Below are 17,708 nucleotides of genomic sequence, written 5' to 3'. Positions count from 1 at the left end.
CGAACGTCCCGCTCAGCCTTGCTGTTCGACGAGCGCGCGCGCGTCGGCGACGTGGCCGCGATACGCTTCGAAGATGTTGCGCAGCGCGTCGTCGAACGTCGCTTGCGGCGCCCAGCCGAGCTCCTGCATCGTGTTGTCGATCTTCGGCACGCGGTTCTGCACGTCCTGGTAGCCGTTGCCGTAGTAGGCGCCGGACGTCGTTTCGACGAGCTTCACCTGCTTGGCCGAATCGGCATACTCGGGGAATTCCGCGGCCAGTTCGAGCATCTTGTGCGCGAGCTCGCGAACCGAGAAGTTGTTCTTCGGATTGCCGATGTTGTAGATCTTGCCCGACGCGACGCCGCCCTTGTTCTCGATGATCTTCATCAGCGCGCTGATGCCGTCGCCGATGTCGGTGAACGCGCGCTTCTGCGAGCCGCCGTCGACGAGGCTGATGTTCTCGCCGCGCACGATGTGGCCGAGGAACTGCGTGACCACGCGCGAGCTGCCTTCCTTCGGCGTGTAGATCGAGTCGAGGCCCGGGCCGATCCAGTTGAACGGGCGGAACAGCGTGAAGTTCAGGCCTTCCATCCCGTAGCCCCAGATCACGCGGTCCATCAGCTGCTTCGAGCACGCGTAGATCCAGCGCGGCTTGTTGATCGGGCCGTAGGTGAGCGCGGAGGCATCGGGGTCGAACTGCTCGTCCGAGCACATGCCGTAGACCTCGGAGGTCGACGGGAACACGAGGTGCTTGCCGTACTTGACGGCCGAGCGCACGATCGGCAGGTTCGCCTCGAAGTCGAGCTCGAACACGCGCAGCGGCTGCTGGACGTAGGTGGCCGGCGTCGCGATCGCGACGAGCGGCAGGATCACGTCGCACTTCTTCACGTGATACTCGACCCACTCCTTGTTGATCGTGATGTCGCCTTCGAAGAAATGCATCCGCTCGTGGTTGACGAGGTCGCCCAGCCGGTCGGTCTGCATGTCCATGCCGAACACTTCCCAATCGGTGGTCTCAAGAATGCGCTTCGACAGGTGATGGCCGATGAAGCCGTTCACACCCAGGATCAGGACTTTTTTTGCTTTCATGAATGACGGGAAGAATGAATGAACTGCGCGAATTCCGCGGGCGTCACGACGGTTTCGCCGCCGTCGCGCTGTTGCCGGAGCTCGAGAATGGATAGGGCGCGGCTGTCGCCGCAGACGCCGAATAGCGCATTATCGCTTACGTGCAGGCCGGGCGGCAAATCCGCGGCGGCCGCCGCCATCGCGCTGCCGGGCGCCGCGAGGCGCGCGCGCGCGATCACGAAGCGTGCGCCGTGGACGTCCGTGAATGCACCCGGATACGGGGGCGCGACCGCGCGCACCAGGTTGTAGACCTGCGCGGCCGGCTTCGACCAGTCGATGCGGCCGTCCTCGGGCTTGCGCCCGCCGTAGTAGCTGCCGGTCGCGAGATCGTTCGGCAGGTGCGGCGCCTCGCCCGCGAGCAGCGCGGGCAGCACGCGCCACAGCGTCTGCTCGGCGGCCACGGTGACCTTGTCGAATACCTGCGCGGCCGTGTCGTCCGGCAGGATCGGCACCGCGGTCTGGCCGATGATCGCGCCCGCGTCGGGCTTGGCGGCCATCTCGTGCAGCGTCGCGCCGGTCTCGGTCTCGCCGTTCAGCACGGCCCAGTTGGTCGGAACCCGACCCCGGTATTTCGGCAGCAGCGAACCGTGCATGTTGTACGCGCCGCGCGGCGCGATCGCGAGCAGGTCCACCGGCAGCATGTGGCGGTAGTAGAACGAGAAGATGAAATCGGGCCGCGCGTCGGACACCGCGCGGCGCAGCGCCGGATCGGCGGGATCGGCCGGCGTGAGCACCGGGATGCCGTGCTCGGCCGCGACGGCCGCGACGCTGCCGAACCAGATGTTCTCGTTCGGATTGTCTTCGTGCGTGACGACCAGCGCGACGTCGACGCCGCGCGCCAGCAGCACCTGCAGGCACCGCACGCCGACGTTGTGATACGCGAAGACGACCGCGCGCGGCTTCATTGCACGGCTCCCGGATGGTTCGCGCCGGCCGGCACCGGCGGCACGCCGTCGTGCTGCTCGAGCACGGCCTGGATCAGGTAGCGCGGCCGCGCGCGCACCTGCTGGTAGATGCGGCCGACGTATTCGCCGAGCAGGCCGAGCGCGAAGATGATCACGCCGAGCAGGAAGAACGTGATCGCGAACAGCGTGAACACGCCTTGCACTTCCGCGCCGACGATGAAGCGGCGCACGAGCAGCAGCACGAACAGCGCGGCGGAGCCGAGCGACAGGATCACGCCGATGAACGACAGCCACTGCAGCGGCACGACCGAGAAGCCCGTCACGAGGTCGAAGTTCAGCCGGATCAGGCTGTACAGCGAATACTTCGACTGGCCCGCGAAGCGTTCCTCGTGCGCGACCTCGATTTCGGTCGGGTTCTGCGCGAACGTGTACGCGAGCGCGGGGATGAACGTGTTGACTTCGCCGCACACGTTGATCGTGTCGATGATGCGGCGGCTGTACGCGCGCAGCATGCAGCCCTGGTCGGTCATCTTGATGCGCGTGATGCGCTCGCGCAGCCGGTTCATCATCTGCGACGCCTTGCGCCGCCACAGGCTGTCCTGGCGCTGCTTGCGGATCGAGCCGACGTAGTCGTAGCCCTCGCGCATCTTCGCGATCAGCTTGCCGATTTCCTCGGGCGGATTCTGCAGGTCGGCGTCGAGCGTGATGACGATCTCGCCGCGCGACTGCGCGAAGCCCGCGAGGATCGCCATGTGCTGGCCGTAGTTGCCGTTGAGCAGCACGACGCGTGTCGTGTCCGGCCGTACGTGGAACTGATCGGCGAGCATCGCGGCCGAGCGGTCGCGGCTGCCGTCGTTGATCAGGATCACTTCGTACGGCGTGTCGAGTGCGTCGAGCGCCGGATACAGTCGCGCGAACAGCGCGGCGAGGCCGTCTTCCTCGTTGTATACGGGGATGATGACCGAGACTTCGGGCCGGCCAGCGTCCGGATGCGCGGCGCCCGGGTGCCCGGCGCCCGGATGCCCGGCGCGTGCTTCAAGGTGACTCATGTACGCTTATTTTCCGTATTGTTCGCAAATCTGATTGACGGCGTCGACCACGCGACGCACGTCGCCTTCCGACATCTGCGTAAACAGCGGCAGCGTGACGGTCGACGCGCCATACCGTTCGGCGTGGGGGAACATCCCCTCCTTGAAACCGCGCGCACGGTACAGCGTGAAAAGATGGATCGCCGGGTAGTGGATGCCGGTGCCGATGCCGCGTTCCTTCATCTGCGCCATGAATTCGGCGCGCGTGATCGTCAGCCGCTCGAGCGGCAGCGTGACGAGGAACATGTGCCAGTTGCCGTTCTCGAATTCGGCGACCGGCAGGCCGAGGCCGAGCTTCACGGCCGCGCCGCCGTCGAACGCGGCGAAATACGCGCGGGCGAGCGCGCGGCGCTGCGCGGTGAAGCGCTCGAGGTGCGGTAGCTGGCCGAGGCCGACGCGCGCGGCGACGTCGGTCAGGTTGTACTTGCCGCCGAGCACGTCGCAGTCCATCCCGTCGAAGCCGGTGCGCGTGATGCCCTGCAGCCGGTACTTCTGCGCGAGCACGGCTTCGTCCTCGTCGTTCAGCACGAGCGCGCCGCCTTCGATCGTCGTCAGGTTCTTGTTCGCGTGGAAGCTGAACGACACGAGGTCGCCGAACGCGCCGATGCGCTTGCCGTTCCACGTCGAGCCGAATGCCTGCGCGGCATCCTCGATCACGCGCAGCTTGTGCGCGCGGGCGATCGCGTACAGGCGGTCCATGTCGACCGGCAGGCCGGACAGGAACACGGGGACGATCGCCTTCGTGCGCGGCGTGATCGCCTGCTCGAGCTTGTCGAGATCGATGTTGCGCGTGACGGGATCGATGTCCGCGAATACGGGCGTCGCGCCCGTTTCGATGATCACGTTGCTGGTCGAGACCCACGACGCCGGCGTCGTGATCACCTCGTCGCCGGGGCCGACGCCCGCGATGCGCAGGCCGATCTCGAGCGTGCAGGTACCCGAATTGAACGCGCGGACCGGGCGGCCGCCGCAGTACTCCGACAGCGCGGCTTCGAATTTCTGGCACTGCGGGCCGGTCGTGATCCAGCCCGAGCGCAGCACGTCGACGACGCCCTGGATGGTTTCCTCGTCGATCTCGGGGCGGGTGAACGGCAGAAACGGAGCGGTAGTCTGGCTCATGAACGCGTTGGGCCTGTAATGGCGTGTAATAAAAGGGTCGGGCGATCCGTCCGAAACCGGCATTAAACACCGGTTGGCCGATTCGTACCGTGATTTTTTGTAGGCGGACGCTTAACGCCGCGCGCCGTGCTCAGCTGCGCGCGAGCACGAGCACGCCGATCAGGATGATGCCGATGCCGACGAGCCGCTGCATCGACAGGACTTCGCCGAACAGGTACCACGCCGCGAACGCATTGACGACGTAGCCGAGCGACAGCATCGGGTACGCGATCGACACGTCGACGCGCGACAGCCCGACGATCCATACGACGACGCTCAGCACGTAGCAGCCGAGGCCGCCGATGATCGGCAATTGGGTCGCGATCTTGAATCCGACCGGAATGATGTTCGCACGGCTGAATTCGAAGTGTCCAACGGCGTTGACGCCGGCTTTCAGCAAAAGTTGCGCACAGGCGTTGAGCATCACGCCGGTGACGATGCAGACGAACGAAACGGGATTCATGCGGGGGACGTCCTTACGATTGCGGTTTCTCGACGATCACGCGGCGGTTGTCGCGCGCGATCACGCGCATCGGCACGCCTTCCTTGGCCAGCGCGTCGTACTGGCCGGGCGGCATGATCGCGAGCGCATGGGTGTCCTGCTTCCAGCGCGTGATCCATTCGCCGACGGTCGGGATCCACTTGTTCGGCTCGACCGAGATCCCGAACGCGAGTTCGTCCTGGCGCTGGACCATGATCGTCGTGTGGCCCACGTAGAACGGGAACGTGTGGTCGAGCATTTCGATCGAGTAGAACGGCGTGTCGGGCGGCAGCTTCGCCAGCTCGGCGCGCACGGCCGGCGCGAGCAGCGCGCCCGAGCTGTAGCGGCCGAACTCGTCGTGCCCGGTGCCGCCGATCGTGCCGAACGCGAGCCACGCGGCGCCGAACGCGGCGAGCGCGGCGGCCGCGCCCGCCCGGCGGTTCAGCCACGCGGCCGCGAGCGTCAGCGCGGCCGAGACCGCGAGGCCGGCGTACAGCCACATCTGGAACGCGCGGTACAGCGCGTTCGGCGTGCGGGCGTCGCCCTGGTACGCGAGGAAGATGATCCCGAACGCCGCGGCGACGAAGAACACGAGATAGCCGAGCAGGTGGCGGCGGAAGCGCTCGGCCGTCATCAGCGGCAGGTACGCGCCGATGATCAGCGCGAGCGCCGGCGCGACCGGCAGCACGTACGAGATCAGCTTCGAATGCGACGCGCTGAAGAACAGGAAGATGAACGCGCTCCAGATCAGCAGCACGAGCATCGGCGAGAAGCCGTTCGGCTGGCGCGGCATGCGCAGCGCATGGCGGATGCTCTGCCACGCGACCGACAGCCACGGCAGGAAGCCGACCAGCAGCACGGGCACGAAGTAGTACAGCGGGCCCGGGCGGTTCTGTTCCGGGGTCAGATACCGGCGGAACTGCTGGACGACGAAGAAGAAGTTGAAGAACTCGGGGTTGCGCTGCTGGACGAGCACGAACCACGGTGTGACGATCGCGAAGAAGATCACGAGGCCGCTGACGAGGTACAGGCGCTTCCACAGCGCCCAGTCGCGCGCGATCAGCGTATACAGCACGAGCACGGCGCCCGGCAGGATCAGGCCGACGAGGCCCTTCGACAGCACCGCCAACGCCATCGCGGCCCAGCACGCCCACATCCAGCCGCGTACCGCGGCCGGGCGCAGCCCGGGCCGCTGCGCGAGCAGCAGCGAGCAGAGCGACAGCGCCATCCAGAACGCGAGCCCCATGTCGAGCGCGTTGAAGTGGCCCATCAGGTTCCAGTACGGCGAGCTGGCCAGCACGACGGCCGCGAGCAAGCCCGACAGCGGGTTGAACAGGCGCGCGCCGGTGTAGCCGACGAGCAGCACGCCGGCGAAGCTCGCGACGGCGGTATAGAGGCGCGCCTGCCATTCGCCGATGCCGAACCACGCGAAGGTGAGCGCGTTCAGCCAGGTCTGCAGCGGCGGCTTCTCGAAGTACTTGTAGCCGTTGTAGCGCGGCGTGATCCAGTCGCCGGTGACGAACATCTCGCGCGCCATTTCCGCGTAGCGGCCTTCGTCGCTCGGGATCAGGTGGCGCAGCCCGAGCGGCGCGAACCAGACGATCGCGAGCGCGACGACGAGGAGGACGAGCGTGATGCGATTGAGCGGTAGCCTCGAAGGCGTATCGTTCATGGGTTTTCAGCCTGTTGGTTGTTGTGACGGGCCGCCGGCGCGGTGCGCCGGGGGCGGGCGGCCTGGCCGGGGGCGATCCGGGGATCGACCCGCTGCGCCGGCCCGTGTTTTACCGCATCGGGGATTAACGTTCAATCAAGAGCGCGGCGGCGACTTTGCGGCCCTCGGCCATCAGGATGTTGTAGGTGCGGCAGGCGGCCTGGAAATCCATCGTCTCGACGCCGATCCGTTTCGCGGTGAGCGCCGCGACGAGCCGCGGGTGCGGAAAGCGCAGCCGCGCGCCGCTGCCGAAGATCACGAGTTCGGGCGTGGGGTCGAGCAGCATCGCGAAATGCTCGGGCGCGAGCGCGTCGAACGACGCCACGGGCCAGGCCTGGACCGGCGCGCCGGGCAGGACGATGACGCTCGTTTCATGGCGTTCGAGATTGACGTCGACATAATCGGGGCCGTAGCCGGTGACGGTGTTGAGCGCGCCGCTCGTGTCCTGGTGCAGTTTCAAATCGGTATTCCGCGGTTCCGTAGGGGAATGGATTGGCAGGGCCGTGGGGCCCGGCGGGCCGGTTTCGCGCGCTCCGGCACGCGCGGACGCCTGACGGCGCGGGCCCGGCGCGGCTATGGTGCATTGCGAAAGTCGGCCAAAATCCGCTAAATTATAACTTTTTGGTCGCCCCCGGGCGCCACTTGCGTCGTGCGTCGCCACAAGCCGCGTCCGGCCGCCGCTTTTTCCCAGCCTAGACAGCGCGCACAGACCGGCCGCTTTCCAGTTTTGATCCCGTCCCCCCGGCCGCAAGGCCAACCCAGGAACCGTGTCGTCGTGAAACCGATTCAGAAGTCGAACAAGCTGCTCAACGTCTGCTACGACATCCGTGGCCCGGTGCTCGAGCACGCCAAGCGCCTCGAGGAAGAAGGCCACCGCATCATCAAGCTGAACATCGGCAACCTCGCGCCGTTCGGTTTCGACGCGCCGGACGAAATCATCCAGGACATGATCCGCAATCTGCCGGCGTCGTCCGGCTATTCGGATTCGAAGGGCGTGTTCTCGGCGCGCAAGGCCGTGATGCACTACACGCAGGAAAAGGGCGTCGTCGGCGTCGGCCTCGACGACATCTACATCGGCAACGGCGCGTCCGAGCTGATCGTGATGGCGACCCAGGCGCTCCTGAACGACGGCGACGAAGTGCTGCTGCCCGCGCCCGACTACCCGCTGTGGACCGCGGCCGTGAGCCTGTCGGGCGGCACGCCCGTGCACTACGTGTGCGACGAGCAGAACGCGTGGATGCCCGACCTCGACGACATCCGCGGCAAGATCACGCCGAACACGAAGGCGATCGTCGTGATCAACCCGAACAATCCGACCGGCGCGCTTTATTCCGACGAATTGCTGCTCGAGCTGCTCGAGATCGCGCGCCAGCACGGGCTGATCGTGTTCGCCGACGAGGTTTACGACAAGATCGTCTACGACGGTCTCGAGCACACCGCGCTGGGTGCGCTGTCGGAGGACGTGATCACCGTCACGTTCAACAGCCTGTCGAAGAGCTATCGGTCGTGCGGCTATCGCGCGGGCTGGATGGCCGTGTCGGGCCTCGGCGGCGACAATCGCCGGCGCGCGAAGGATTACCTCGAAGGGCTCGGCATCCTGTCGTCGATGCGCCTGTGCGCGAACGTGCCCGGCCAGTTCGCGATCCAGACGGCGCTCGGCGGCTACCAGAGCATCAACGAGCTGATCGTGCCGAACGGGCGCCTGTACAAGCAGCGCGAACTCGCGTATGACATGCTGACGTCGATCCCGGGCGTGACCTGCGTGAAACCGCAGGCCGCGCTGTACATGTTCCCGCGCCTCGACCCGAAGCTCTACCCGATCCAGAACGACCAGCAGTTCATTCTCGACCTGTTGCTCGAGGAACGCGTGCTGCTGGTTCAGGGCACGGGGTTCAACTGGGCGACGCCGGACCACTTCCGCGTGGTCTTCCTGCCGAACCTCGACGATCTGGCCGATTCGATCAACCGGATCGCGCGCTTTCTCGACGGCTACCGCAAGCGCCATTCGGTCTGAGCGGGCAGCGCCACACGGAACTCATTACTTCTTACTCATCGATCACACGCAGCATGGAACCGATCAAAGTTGGCCTGTTGGGCTTCGGCACCGTCGGCAGCGGCACCTTCACGGTGCTGCGCCGCAACCAGGAAGAAATCAAGCGACGCGCGGGGCGCGGCATCGAGGTGGCGCGCATTGCCGTGCGCAACCCGGCCAAGGCGCAGGCCGCGCTCGGCGGTGACGCCGCGGCCGCGCAGATCACCGACGACTTCAACGCGGTCGTCGACGATCCGTCGATCGCGATCGTCGCCGAGATGATCGGCGGCACCGGCATCGCGCGCGAGCTCGTGCTGCGCGCGATCGCGAACGGCAAGCACGTCGTCACGGCGAACAAGGCGCTGCTCGCGGTGCACGGCACCGAGATCTTCGAAGCCGCGCGCGAGAAGGGCGTGATGGTCGCGTTCGAGGCGGCCGTCGCCGGCGGCATCCCGATCATCAAGGCGCTGCGCGAAGGCCTGACCGCGAACCGCATCCAGTACATCGCGGGCATCATCAACGGCACGACGAACTACATCCTGTCGGAAATGCGCGACCGCGGTCTCGATTTCGCGACCGCGCTGAAGGCCGCGCAGGAACTCGGCTACGCGGAAGCCGATCCGACCTTCGACATCGAAGGCGTCGACGCCGCGCACAAGGCGACGATCATGAGCGCGATCGCGTTCGGCGTGCCGGTGCAGTTCGACCGCGCGTACGTCGAGGGCATCAGCAAGCTCGACGCGACCGACATCCGCTACGCGGAAGAGCTCGGCTACCGGATCAAGCTGCTCGGCATCGCGCGCCGCGCCGCAAACGGCATCGAGCTGCGCGTGCACCCGACGCTGATCCCGGAAAAGCGCCTGCTCGCGAACGTCGAGGGCGCGATGAACGCGGTCGTCGTGCACGGCGATGCGGTCGGCACGACGCTGTACTACGGCAAGGGCGCGGGCGCGGAGCCGACCGCATCGGCCGTCGTCGCGGATCTCGTCGACGTCACGCGCCTGCACACGGCCGACCCCGAGCACCGCGTGCCGCACCTCGCGTTCCAGCCGGACAGCCTGTCGAACACGCCGATCCTGCCGATCGAGGAAGTGACGAGCGGCTACTACCTGCGCCTGCGCGTCGCCGACCAGACGGGCGTGCTGGCCGCCATCACGCGCATCCTTGCCGAGTCGGGCATCTCGATCGACGCGCTGCTGCAGAAGGAATCGGAGCAGATCGACGGCGCGAACGGCGAGACCGACATCATCCTGATCACGCACGAGACGGTCGAGAAGAACGTCAACGCGGCGATCGCGCAGATCGAGAGCCTCGCGACGGTGGTCTCGAAGGTAACGAAGCTGCGCATGGAAGCGCTGAACTGAGGACCAGGAACGACATGAACTACATCTCCACGCGCGGCGCCGGCATCGGCGAGCGCCATACGTTCTCCGACATCCTGCTCGGCGGGCTCGCGAAGGACGGCGGGCTCTACCTGCCGGCCGAGTATCCGAAGGTGTCCGCCGACGAGCTCGCGCGCTGGCGCACGCTGTCGTACGCGGATCTCGCGTTCGAGATCCTGTCGAAGTTCTGCGACGACGTGCCGGCCGACGACCTGCGCGCGATCACGCGCCGCACCTATACGGCCGCCGTGTACAGCAACACGCGCCATGGCGAGAACGCGTCCGACATCACGCCGCTGAAGGCGCTCGGCACCGAGAACGGCGCGGCGCTGTCGCTGCTCGAACTGTCGAACGGCCCGACGCTCGCGTTCAAGGACATGGCGATGCAACTGCTCGGCAACCTGTTCGAGTACACGCTCGCGAAGCACGGCGAAACGCTGAACATCCTCGGCGCGACGTCGGGCGACACCGGCAGCGCGGCCGAGTATGCGATGCGCGGCAAGGCCGGCGTGCGCGTGTTCATGCTGTCGCCGCACAAGAAGATGAGCGCGTTCCAGACGGCGCAGATGTTCAGCCTGCAGGATCCGAACATCTTCAACCTCGCGGTCGAAGGCGTGTTCGACGACTGCCAGGACATCGTGAAGGCCGTGTCGAACGATCACGCGTTCAAGGCGCGGCACAAGATCGGCACCGTCAACTCGATCAACTGGGCACGCGTCGTCGCGCAGGTCGTGTACTACTTCAAGGGCTATTTCGCGGCGACGCAGTCCAACGACGAGCGCGTGTCGTTCACGGTGCCGTCGGGCAACTTCGGCAACGTCTGCGCGGGCCACATCGCGCGGATGATGGGGCTGCCGATCGCGAAGCTGGTGGTCGCGACCAACGAGAACGACGTGCTCGACGAGTTCTTCCGCACCGGCGCGTACCGCGTGCGCAGCGCCGAGAACACCTATCACACGAGCAGCCCGAGCATGGACATCTCGAAGGCGTCGAACTTCGAGCGCTTCGTGTTCGACCTGCTCGGCCGCGATCCGGCGCGCGTGATGCAACTGTTCCGCGACGTCGAGGAGAAGGGCGGCTTCGATCTCGCGGCGAGCGGCGATTTCGCGCGTGTGGCCGAATTCGGCTTCGTGTCCGGCCGCAGCAGCCACGCCGACCGCATCGCGACGATCCGCGACGTGTTCTCGCGCTACGACACGATGATCGATACGCATACGGCCGACGGCGTGAAGGTCGCGCGCGAGCATCTGGAGGCCGGCGTGCCGATGGTCGTGCTCGAGACGGCACAGCCGATCAAGTTCGGCGAGACGATCCGCGAGGCGCTCGATCGCGAAGCCGAGCGTCCGGCCGCTTTCGACGGGCTCGAGGCGCTGCCGCAGCGCTTCGAGGTCGTGAAGGCCGACGCGCAGCAGGTGAAGGACTTCATCGCCGCCCATACGGGCGCATGACGCACGGCCGGGCCCGCGGGCCCGGTCGCGCGGGACGGCCGGAATGCCGATTCGTCGAACGGATCGGGGTTCCGGCCGTTTCGTTTGGCGCGCGGGCCTCGTACGCCGCGCGAAACAGGTGCCAGACCCGCGCGTTCGCGCCGATCACAGTTTTCGCATGCCCGCCATATCGCGCGCCCGCGTGGCGTCGTCGCTACAATGACGTATTGATTCCAACGATCCCCGATTCCATCGATGTCGAACCCGAATCCCGCGGCGCCGCGCGCGCCGATGCTGTCGACCGCCGAGGCGCTCGCCGCGCTGCTCGACGCCGCGAAGCCGCTGCCCGGCGCCGAAACCGTCGCCACGCTCGACGCGCTCGGCCGCGTGCTGGCGGCCGACGTCAGCTCGCCGCTCGACGTGCCGCCGATGCACACGAGCGCGATGGACGGCTATGCGGTGCGTGTCGCCGACCTGCTGCACGGCGACCGGCGCCTGCCGGTGTCGCAGCGCATTCCGGCCGGGCATCCGGCCGCGCCGCTCGCGGCCGGCACGGCCGCGCGGATTTTCACCGGCGCGACGGTGCCGCCGGGCGCCGATGCCGTCGTGATGCAGGAGCAGGCATCGGCCGACGGCGACGCGGTCGAGATCCTGCACACGCCGAAGGCCGGCGAATGGATCACCGCGCAGGGCGCGGACATCCGTCAGGGTTCGGTGATCCTGCCGGCCGGCACGCGGCTCACGCCGCAGGCGCTGGGTCTCGCCGCGTCGGTCGGCTGCGCGCAACTGGCGGTCGCGCGGCGGATTCGCGTCGCGGTGTTCTTCACCGGTGACGAACTGACGATGCCCGGCGAGCCGCTGAAGCCCGGCGCGATCTACAACTCGAACCGCTTCACGTTGCGCGGGCTGCTCGAGCGGCTCGGCTGCCACGTGACCGACTACGGAATCGTGCCCGACTCGCTGGCCGCGACGCGCGACACGCTGCGCGAGGCCGCCCGCGATCACGACGTGATCCTGACGAGCGGCGGCGTGTCGGTCGGCGACGAGGATCACGTGAAGCCGGCCGTGGAGGCCGAAGGCCGGCTCGCGCTGTGGCAGATCGCGATGAAGCCCGGCAAGCCGCTCGCGTACGGCGCGGTGCGCCGCGGCGACGAGCGCGCCGACGCGCATTTCATCGGGCTGCCCGGCAACCCGGTCTCGAGCTTCGTCACGTTCCTGCTGTTCGTGCGGCCGTTCCTGCTGCGCCTGTCCGGCGTGCGCGACGTCGCGCCGCGCGCGTTGTCGCTGCGTGCCGATTTTTCGCAGAGCAAGGGCGACCGGCGCAACGAATTCCTGCGCGCGCGCGTCAATGCGGCCGGCGGCCTCGACCTGTTCCCGAACCAGAGCTCGGCCGTGCTCACGTCGACGGTCTGGGGCGACGGCCTGATCGACAATCCGCCGCAGCACGCGATCAGCGCAGGCGAGACCGTGCGTTTCATTCCGTTTTCCGAACTGCTGTCGTGACGCGACGGCTCCCCGAACCATGAAGATTCAACTGAAATTTTTTGCAAGCGTGCGCGAAGCGCTGGGCGTGGCCGATGAAGAAGCCGACGTGCCGGACGGCGTGACGACCGTCGGCGACGTGCGCGCGTGGCTGCGTGTGCGCGGCGGCGCGTGGGCCGACACGCTCGCCGAAGGGCGCGCGTTGCGCATGGCGTGCAACCACGAGATGACCGACCCCGACACGCGGCTCACCGAAGGCTGCGAGGTCGCGTTCTTCCCGCCCGTCACGGGCGGTTGAGGGGGGGCGATGGCAACGGTACGAGTCCAGACCGACGATTTCGATCTGAATGCCGAAGTGGCGGCATTGCGGGCGCGCAACCCGAAGATCGGCGCGCTCGCGTGCTTCGTCGGCACGGTGCGCGACCTGAACGAAGGCGATACGGTCGCCGCGATGGAGCTCGAGCACTATCCCGGAATGACCGAGAAGGCGCTCGAAAAGATCGCGGCCGAGGCCGGCCGGCGCTGGCCGGGTGTCGACGTCGCGATCGTGCACCGCGTCGGCAGGCTGCTACCGCTCGACCAGATCGTGATGGTCGCGACGGTCGCGTCGCACCGCGGCGACGCGTTCGCGTCGTGTGAGTTCGTGATGGATTATCTGAAGACCGAAGCGCCGTTCTGGAAGAAGGAAACGACGCCTGACGGCGAGCGCTGGGTCGATGCGCGCAGCACCGACGACGCCGCGCTCGCGCGCTGGGGCGTCGAGTCGGGCAACGCGCCGCGCTGAGCGCGGCACGCGGGCGATGCAGCGAAGTGCCGCGTGCGTGCCGTCGTCGCGTGTAAAGGGCGTTACGCGTCCGGGTCGACGCCGCGCCCGATGATCTTCGTCGGAAAAGGCTCGCCGCGGGCGCGCGACGGCAACGCGTGCGAATCGTCGCCCGCGTCGCGGCGGCGCGGCGCGATCGCGTCGAGCAGCGCCTGCTGCTCGGGCGGAATCCGGTAGTCCCAGCCGAACCGGCTCAACTGCAGGCTCTGCGCGATCCGCAGCGCGGGCTCCATGAAACGAACCGCCGCGGGCGGCGCGTAGCGCGCTTCGACGGTGTTCAGGAACAGCGACAGCCAGCGGCTGAAATGGGCCGGCTCGATCCCGTCGAGCGGCTGGTGCGCCTGCTGCACGTTGCCGCGATAGCCCTTGGTGCCGAGCACGAGGCTCGACCAGAACGTCACCATCTTCGGCAGATGGTCGTCCCAGCGGCCGGCCAGCTTCGCGTCGAATACGGGCCCCAGCAGCGGATCGGCGCGTACGCGGTCGTAGAACGCGTAGACGAGATCGCGGATGTTGTCTTCGGTCGGCTCGGCGTCGCGGGGGCGGGCCGGTACGGTATCGGGCGAGACGGGTTGGGCAGTCATGACGAAAAGGGCCGGTAGAGCGGGGCGGTGACGGCGCGACGGCGCCGGCGACGGGCAGGACGCCGGTCGGATTTTGACGCAAAATAGCGTCCAATAACCCCTGGAAAACGTGTAGATATCCCGCATCTTATTGCGCGCACGCGATCCCGGCAACCCGGGGCCGCGCCACGGCGCCGTCTATCGGCCCTGCACGCCTCGCGATCGGCCCGGTTCATCCGAGCGGGGCACGATCGACCTTTTCTGTATTCGCTCATGAGACTCACCGACTACACCGACTATTCGCTGCGCGTGATGCTGTATCTGGCCGTGCGCGGCGAGGGGCTCGCGACGATCCAGGAGATCTCGGACGCCTACGGCATCTCGAAGAACCATCTGATGAAAGTCGTCCAGCGGCTCGGCGAACTGGGCTGGGTCGACACCGTGCGCGGCCGCAACGGCGGGCTGCGGCTGTTCGCCGATTCGCTGCGGCTGACGGTCGGCCAGGTCGTGCGGGCGACCGAAAACGACTTCGCGCTGGTCGGCTGCTTTTCGCCCGACGGCAGCGAGCCGCGCGGCTGCGTGATCGAGCCGCAGTGCCGGCTGAAAAGCGTGCTGGCGGCCGCGCGCGATGCGTTCTTCGCGGAGCTCGATCGTCACACGCTCGGCGAGCTGGCCGTGCCCGCATCGCCGCTCGCGGCGTTGCTCGGCATTCGTCCGGTCGCGCTCGTGCGTGCCGCGCCGTCGCCGGACGAAGCGCCGGCAGTTGAACAGACGTCCTCCAGGGCCCCCTGATGCGCGGGGCGCCGCGCGCTGCCCGCTCGCGCCATCACGCCGCCGGACCGTTTTCAGGTTATCCGGCAATTTTTGCGCTGAATCAACCCGAATTTCGCTTGAAAGCCGCATAACCATCCTCATCTTGGTGTTAATCGAAAATTGGAGGTCTCAACCAAATGAGAATCGACAAGCTCACCACCAAGTTCCAGGAAGCACTCGCGGACGCGCAAAGCCTCGCGGCAGGCCGCGACAATCAATACATCGAACCCGTTCACGTGCTCGCGGCGCTGGTCGCGCAGCACGATGGCTCGGCCCGCTCGCTGATGTCGCGCGCGGGCGTGCACGTGCAGGCGCTCCAGGGCGCGCTGAACGAAGCCATTTCGCGCCTGCCGCAAGTAACGGGCACGGGCGGCGACATCCAGATCGGCCGTGAGTTGGCCGGCTTGCTGAATCAGGCCGACAAGGAAGCGCAGAAGCTCAACGACACGTTCATCGCGAGCGAGATGTTCCTGCTCGCCGTGTCCGACGACAAGGGCGACGCCGGCAAGCTCGCGCGCCAGCACGGTCTCACGCGCAAGGCGCTCGAAGCCGCGATCGCCGCGGTGCGCGGCGGCTCGCAGGTGCACAGCCAGGACGCCGAAAGCCAGCGCGAGGCGCTGAAGAAATACACGGTCGACCTGACCGAGCGCGCCCGCGCGGGCAAGCTCGACCCGGTGATCGGCCGCGACGACGAAATTCGCCGCTCGATCCAGATCCTGCAGCGCCGCACGAAGAACAACCCGGTGCTGATCGGCGAGCCGGGCGTCGGCAAGACCGCGATCGTCGAAGGGCTCGCGCAGCGGATCGTCAACGGCGAGGTGCCCGAGACGCTGAAGGGCAAGCGCGTGCTGTCGCTCGACATGGCCGCGCTGCTCGCCGGCGCGAAGTATCGCGGCGAGTTCGAGGAGCGCCTGAAGGCCGTGCTCAACGACATCGCGAAGGACGAAGGCCAGACGATCGTCTTCATCGACGAAATTCACACGATGGTCGGCGCGGGCAAGGCCGAAGGCGCGCTGGACGCGGGCAACATGCTCAAGCCAGCGCTGTCGCGCGGCGAGCTGCACTGCATCGGCGCGACCACGCTCGACGAATACCGCAAGTACATCGAGAAGGACGCCGCGCTCGAACGCCGCTTCCAGAAGGTGCTCGTCGACGAGCCGAGCGTCGAGGCGACGATCGCGATCCTGCGCGGGCTGCAGGAGAAGTACGAGCTGCACCACGGCGTCGACATCACCGACCCGGCGATCGTCGCCGCGGCCGAGCTGTCGCATCGCTACATCACCGACCGCTTCCTGCCCGACAAGGCGATCGACCTGATCGACGAAGCCGCCTCGAAGATCAAGATGGAAATCGATTCGAAGCCGGAAGAGATGGACAAGCTCGACCGTCGTCTGATCCAGCTGAAGATCGAGCGCGAAGCGGTGAAGAAGGAGCAGGACGAAGCGTCGCAGAAGCGCCTGCAACTGATCGAGGAAGAGATCGATCGCCTCGGCCGCGAATATGCGGACCTGGAAGAGATCTGGACCGCCGAGAAGGCCGCGGTGCAGGGCAGCGCGCAGCTCAAGGAAGAGATCGAGAAGGTGCGGGCGGACATCGCGCGGCTGCAGCGTGAAGGCAAGCTGGAGAAGGTCGCCGAGCTGCAGTACGGCAAGCTGCCGCAGCTCGAGGCGCAACTGAAGCAGGTCACGCAGGCCGAAGAGCAGGAGCAGCACAACCCGACGCGTCCGCGACTGCTGCGCACGCAGGTCGGTGCGGAGGAAATCGCGGAAGTGGTGTCGCGTGCGACGGGCATCCCCGTGTCGCGGATGATGCAGGGCGAACGCGAGAAGCTGCTGCACATCGAGGAAAAGCTGCACGAGCGCGTGGTCGGCCAGGACGAGGCGATCAGCGCGGTGGCCGATGCGATCCGTCGGTCGCGCGCGGGGCTCGCCGATCCGAACCGTCCGTACGGCTCGTTCCTGTTCCTCGGCCCGACCGGTGTCGGCAAGACCGAGCTGTGCAAGGCGCTGGCGTCGTTCCTGTTCGATTCGGAAGAGCACCTGATCCGCATCGACATGAGCGAGTTCATGGAGAAGCACAGCGTCGCGCGGCTGATCGGCGCGCCGCCGGGCTACGTCGGCTACGAGGAAGGCGGCTACCTGACGGAGGCCGTGCGCCGCAAGCCGTACAGCGTGATCCTGCTCGACGAGATCGAGAAGGCGCATCCGGACGTGTTCAACGTGCTGCTGCAGGTGCTCGACGACGGCCGCATGACGGACGGGCAGGGGCGTACGGTCGACTTCAAGAACACGGTCATCGTGATGACGTCGAACCTCGGCTCGCAGGTGATCCAGGCGATGACGGGCTCGCCGCAGGACGAGATCAAGGACGCCGTGTGGCTCGAGGTGAAGCAGCATTTCCGCCCCGAGTTCCTGAACCGGATCGACGACGTCGTCGTGTTCCACGCGCTCGACCGCAGCAACATCGAGTCGATCGCGAAGATCCAGCTGGCGCGCCTGCATGACCGGCTCGCGAAGCTCGACATGGCGCTCGACGTGTCGCCGGCGGCGCTCGAACAGATCGCGAAGGTCGGCTACGATCCGGTGTTCGGTGCGCGGCCGCTGAAGCGCGCGATCCAGCAGGAGATCGAGAACCCGGTCGCGAAGCTGATCCTCGCGGGCCGCTTCGGTCCGAAGGACGTGATCCCGGTCGACGTGAACGACGGCCAGTTCGTGTTCGACCGCGTCGTTCACTGAT

At 67.1% G+C, this 17,708-nt stretch carries 16 protein-coding genes; 8 read left to right on the top strand and 8 right to left on the bottom strand.

What is annotated here, in order from left to right; genetic code table 11:
- Window positions 1-12: 12 nt before the first annotated feature.
- The 7 genes from WS64_RS08150 to WS64_RS08120 form a co-directional block, all read right to left on the bottom strand.
- Window positions 13-1,068, bottom strand: a complete 1,056-nt coding sequence (locus WS64_RS08150; protein ID WP_006478632.1) for a bifunctional UDP-4-keto-pentose/UDP-xylose synthase — start codon at window positions 1,066-1,068, stop codon at window positions 13-15.
- On the bottom strand, window positions 1,065-2,012 hold the full coding sequence (locus tag WS64_RS08145) for a formyltransferase (protein WP_060966205.1): 948 nt from the start codon (window positions 2,010-2,012) through the stop codon (window positions 1,065-1,067). Before WS64_RS08145 ends, WS64_RS08150 begins: the two co-directional genes overlap by 4 nt.
- Complete coding sequence (locus WS64_RS08140; protein ID WP_059585270.1) at window positions 2,009-3,061, bottom strand: glycosyltransferase; 1,053 nt, start codon at window positions 3,059-3,061, stop codon at window positions 2,009-2,011. Before WS64_RS08140 ends, WS64_RS08145 begins: the two co-directional genes overlap by 4 nt.
- Window positions 3,062-3,067: 6 nt before the next feature.
- Window positions 3,068-4,219, bottom strand: coding sequence for a DegT/DnrJ/EryC1/StrS family aminotransferase (locus WS64_RS08135; RefSeq protein WP_060966204.1), 1,152 nt, complete (start codon window positions 4,217-4,219; stop codon window positions 3,068-3,070).
- Window positions 4,220-4,349: 130 nt separating this feature from the next.
- Window positions 4,350-4,721 carry an EamA family transporter gene (locus WS64_RS08130; protein WP_059585272.1) on the bottom strand — a complete coding sequence of 124 codons (372 nt, stop codon included), beginning with the start codon at window positions 4,719-4,721 and terminating at the stop codon, window positions 4,350-4,352.
- Between the two features lie 13 nt (window positions 4,722-4,734).
- Entirely contained in the window at window positions 4,735-6,411 is a 1,677-nt protein-coding gene (locus tag WS64_RS08125; RefSeq protein WP_060966203.1) for a glycosyltransferase family 39 protein, read from the bottom strand.
- 124 nt (window positions 6,412-6,535) lie between these two features.
- Window positions 6,536-6,910, bottom strand: a complete 375-nt coding sequence (locus tag WS64_RS08120; RefSeq protein ID WP_059645648.1) for an Mth938-like domain-containing protein — start codon at window positions 6,908-6,910, stop codon at window positions 6,536-6,538.
- A gap of 315 nt (window positions 6,911-7,225) precedes the next feature.
- On the opposite strand from WS64_RS08120, the gene WS64_RS08115 reads away from it, so the two are divergent.
- The 6 genes from WS64_RS08115 to WS64_RS08090 all read left to right on the top strand — a co-directional run bounded on the left by WS64_RS08115 (window position 7,226) and on the right by WS64_RS08090 (window position 13,557).
- Window positions 7,226-8,464 (top strand): pyridoxal phosphate-dependent aminotransferase, encoded by a 1,239-nt coding sequence (locus tag WS64_RS08115; RefSeq protein WP_059585275.1) that lies wholly within the window; start codon window positions 7,226-7,228, stop codon window positions 8,462-8,464.
- 53 nt (window positions 8,465-8,517) lie between these two features.
- Window positions 8,518-9,846: a homoserine dehydrogenase gene (locus WS64_RS08110; protein WP_059585276.1), complete on the top strand. Its 1,329-nt coding sequence runs from the start codon at window positions 8,518-8,520 to the stop codon at window positions 9,844-9,846.
- 14 nt (window positions 9,847-9,860) lie between these two features.
- Window positions 9,861-11,312 (top strand): threonine synthase, encoded by a 1,452-nt coding sequence (gene thrC / locus WS64_RS08105; RefSeq protein WP_059645654.1) that lies wholly within the window; start codon window positions 9,861-9,863, stop codon window positions 11,310-11,312.
- 234 nt (window positions 11,313-11,546) lie between these two features.
- On the top strand, window positions 11,547-12,794 hold the full coding sequence (locus WS64_RS08100; RefSeq protein ID WP_059585278.1) for a molybdopterin molybdotransferase MoeA: 1,248 nt from the start codon (window positions 11,547-11,549) through the stop codon (window positions 12,792-12,794).
- A 19-nt stretch (window positions 12,795-12,813) separates the two neighbouring features.
- Entirely contained in the window at window positions 12,814-13,071 is a 258-nt protein-coding gene (gene moaD / locus WS64_RS08095) for a molybdopterin converting factor subunit 1 (protein ID WP_060966202.1), read from the top strand.
- Window positions 13,072-13,080: 9 nt separating this feature from the next.
- Window positions 13,081-13,557, top strand: a complete 477-nt coding sequence (locus tag WS64_RS08090; protein WP_060316491.1) for a molybdenum cofactor biosynthesis protein MoaE — start codon at window positions 13,081-13,083, stop codon at window positions 13,555-13,557.
- A gap of 62 nt (window positions 13,558-13,619) precedes the next feature.
- Here the strand turns inward: WS64_RS08090 and WS64_RS08085 are convergent, their stop codons facing one another.
- Entirely contained in the window at window positions 13,620-14,180 is a 561-nt protein-coding gene (locus WS64_RS08085) for a group III truncated hemoglobin (RefSeq protein ID WP_059585281.1), read from the bottom strand.
- A gap of 252 nt (window positions 14,181-14,432) precedes the next feature.
- On the opposite strand from WS64_RS08085, the gene WS64_RS08080 reads away from it, so the two are divergent.
- Window positions 14,433-14,951: an Rrf2 family transcriptional regulator gene (locus tag WS64_RS08080; protein WP_060966201.1), complete on the top strand. Its 519-nt coding sequence runs from the start codon at window positions 14,433-14,435 to the stop codon at window positions 14,949-14,951.
- A gap of 158 nt (window positions 14,952-15,109) precedes the next feature.
- Window positions 15,110-17,707 carry an ATP-dependent chaperone ClpB gene (gene clpB / locus WS64_RS08075; protein WP_059585283.1) on the top strand — a complete coding sequence of 866 codons (2,598 nt, stop codon included), beginning with the start codon at window positions 15,110-15,112 and terminating at the stop codon, window positions 17,705-17,707.
- Window position 17,708: the final 1 nt, after the last annotated feature.

Origin of the sequence: Burkholderia anthina (assembly GCF_001547525.1) — a bacterium.
GTDB classification, from domain to species: domain Bacteria; phylum Pseudomonadota; class Gammaproteobacteria; order Burkholderiales; family Burkholderiaceae; genus Burkholderia; species Burkholderia semiarida.
This window is presented reverse-complemented; position numbering and strand designations above follow the sequence as displayed.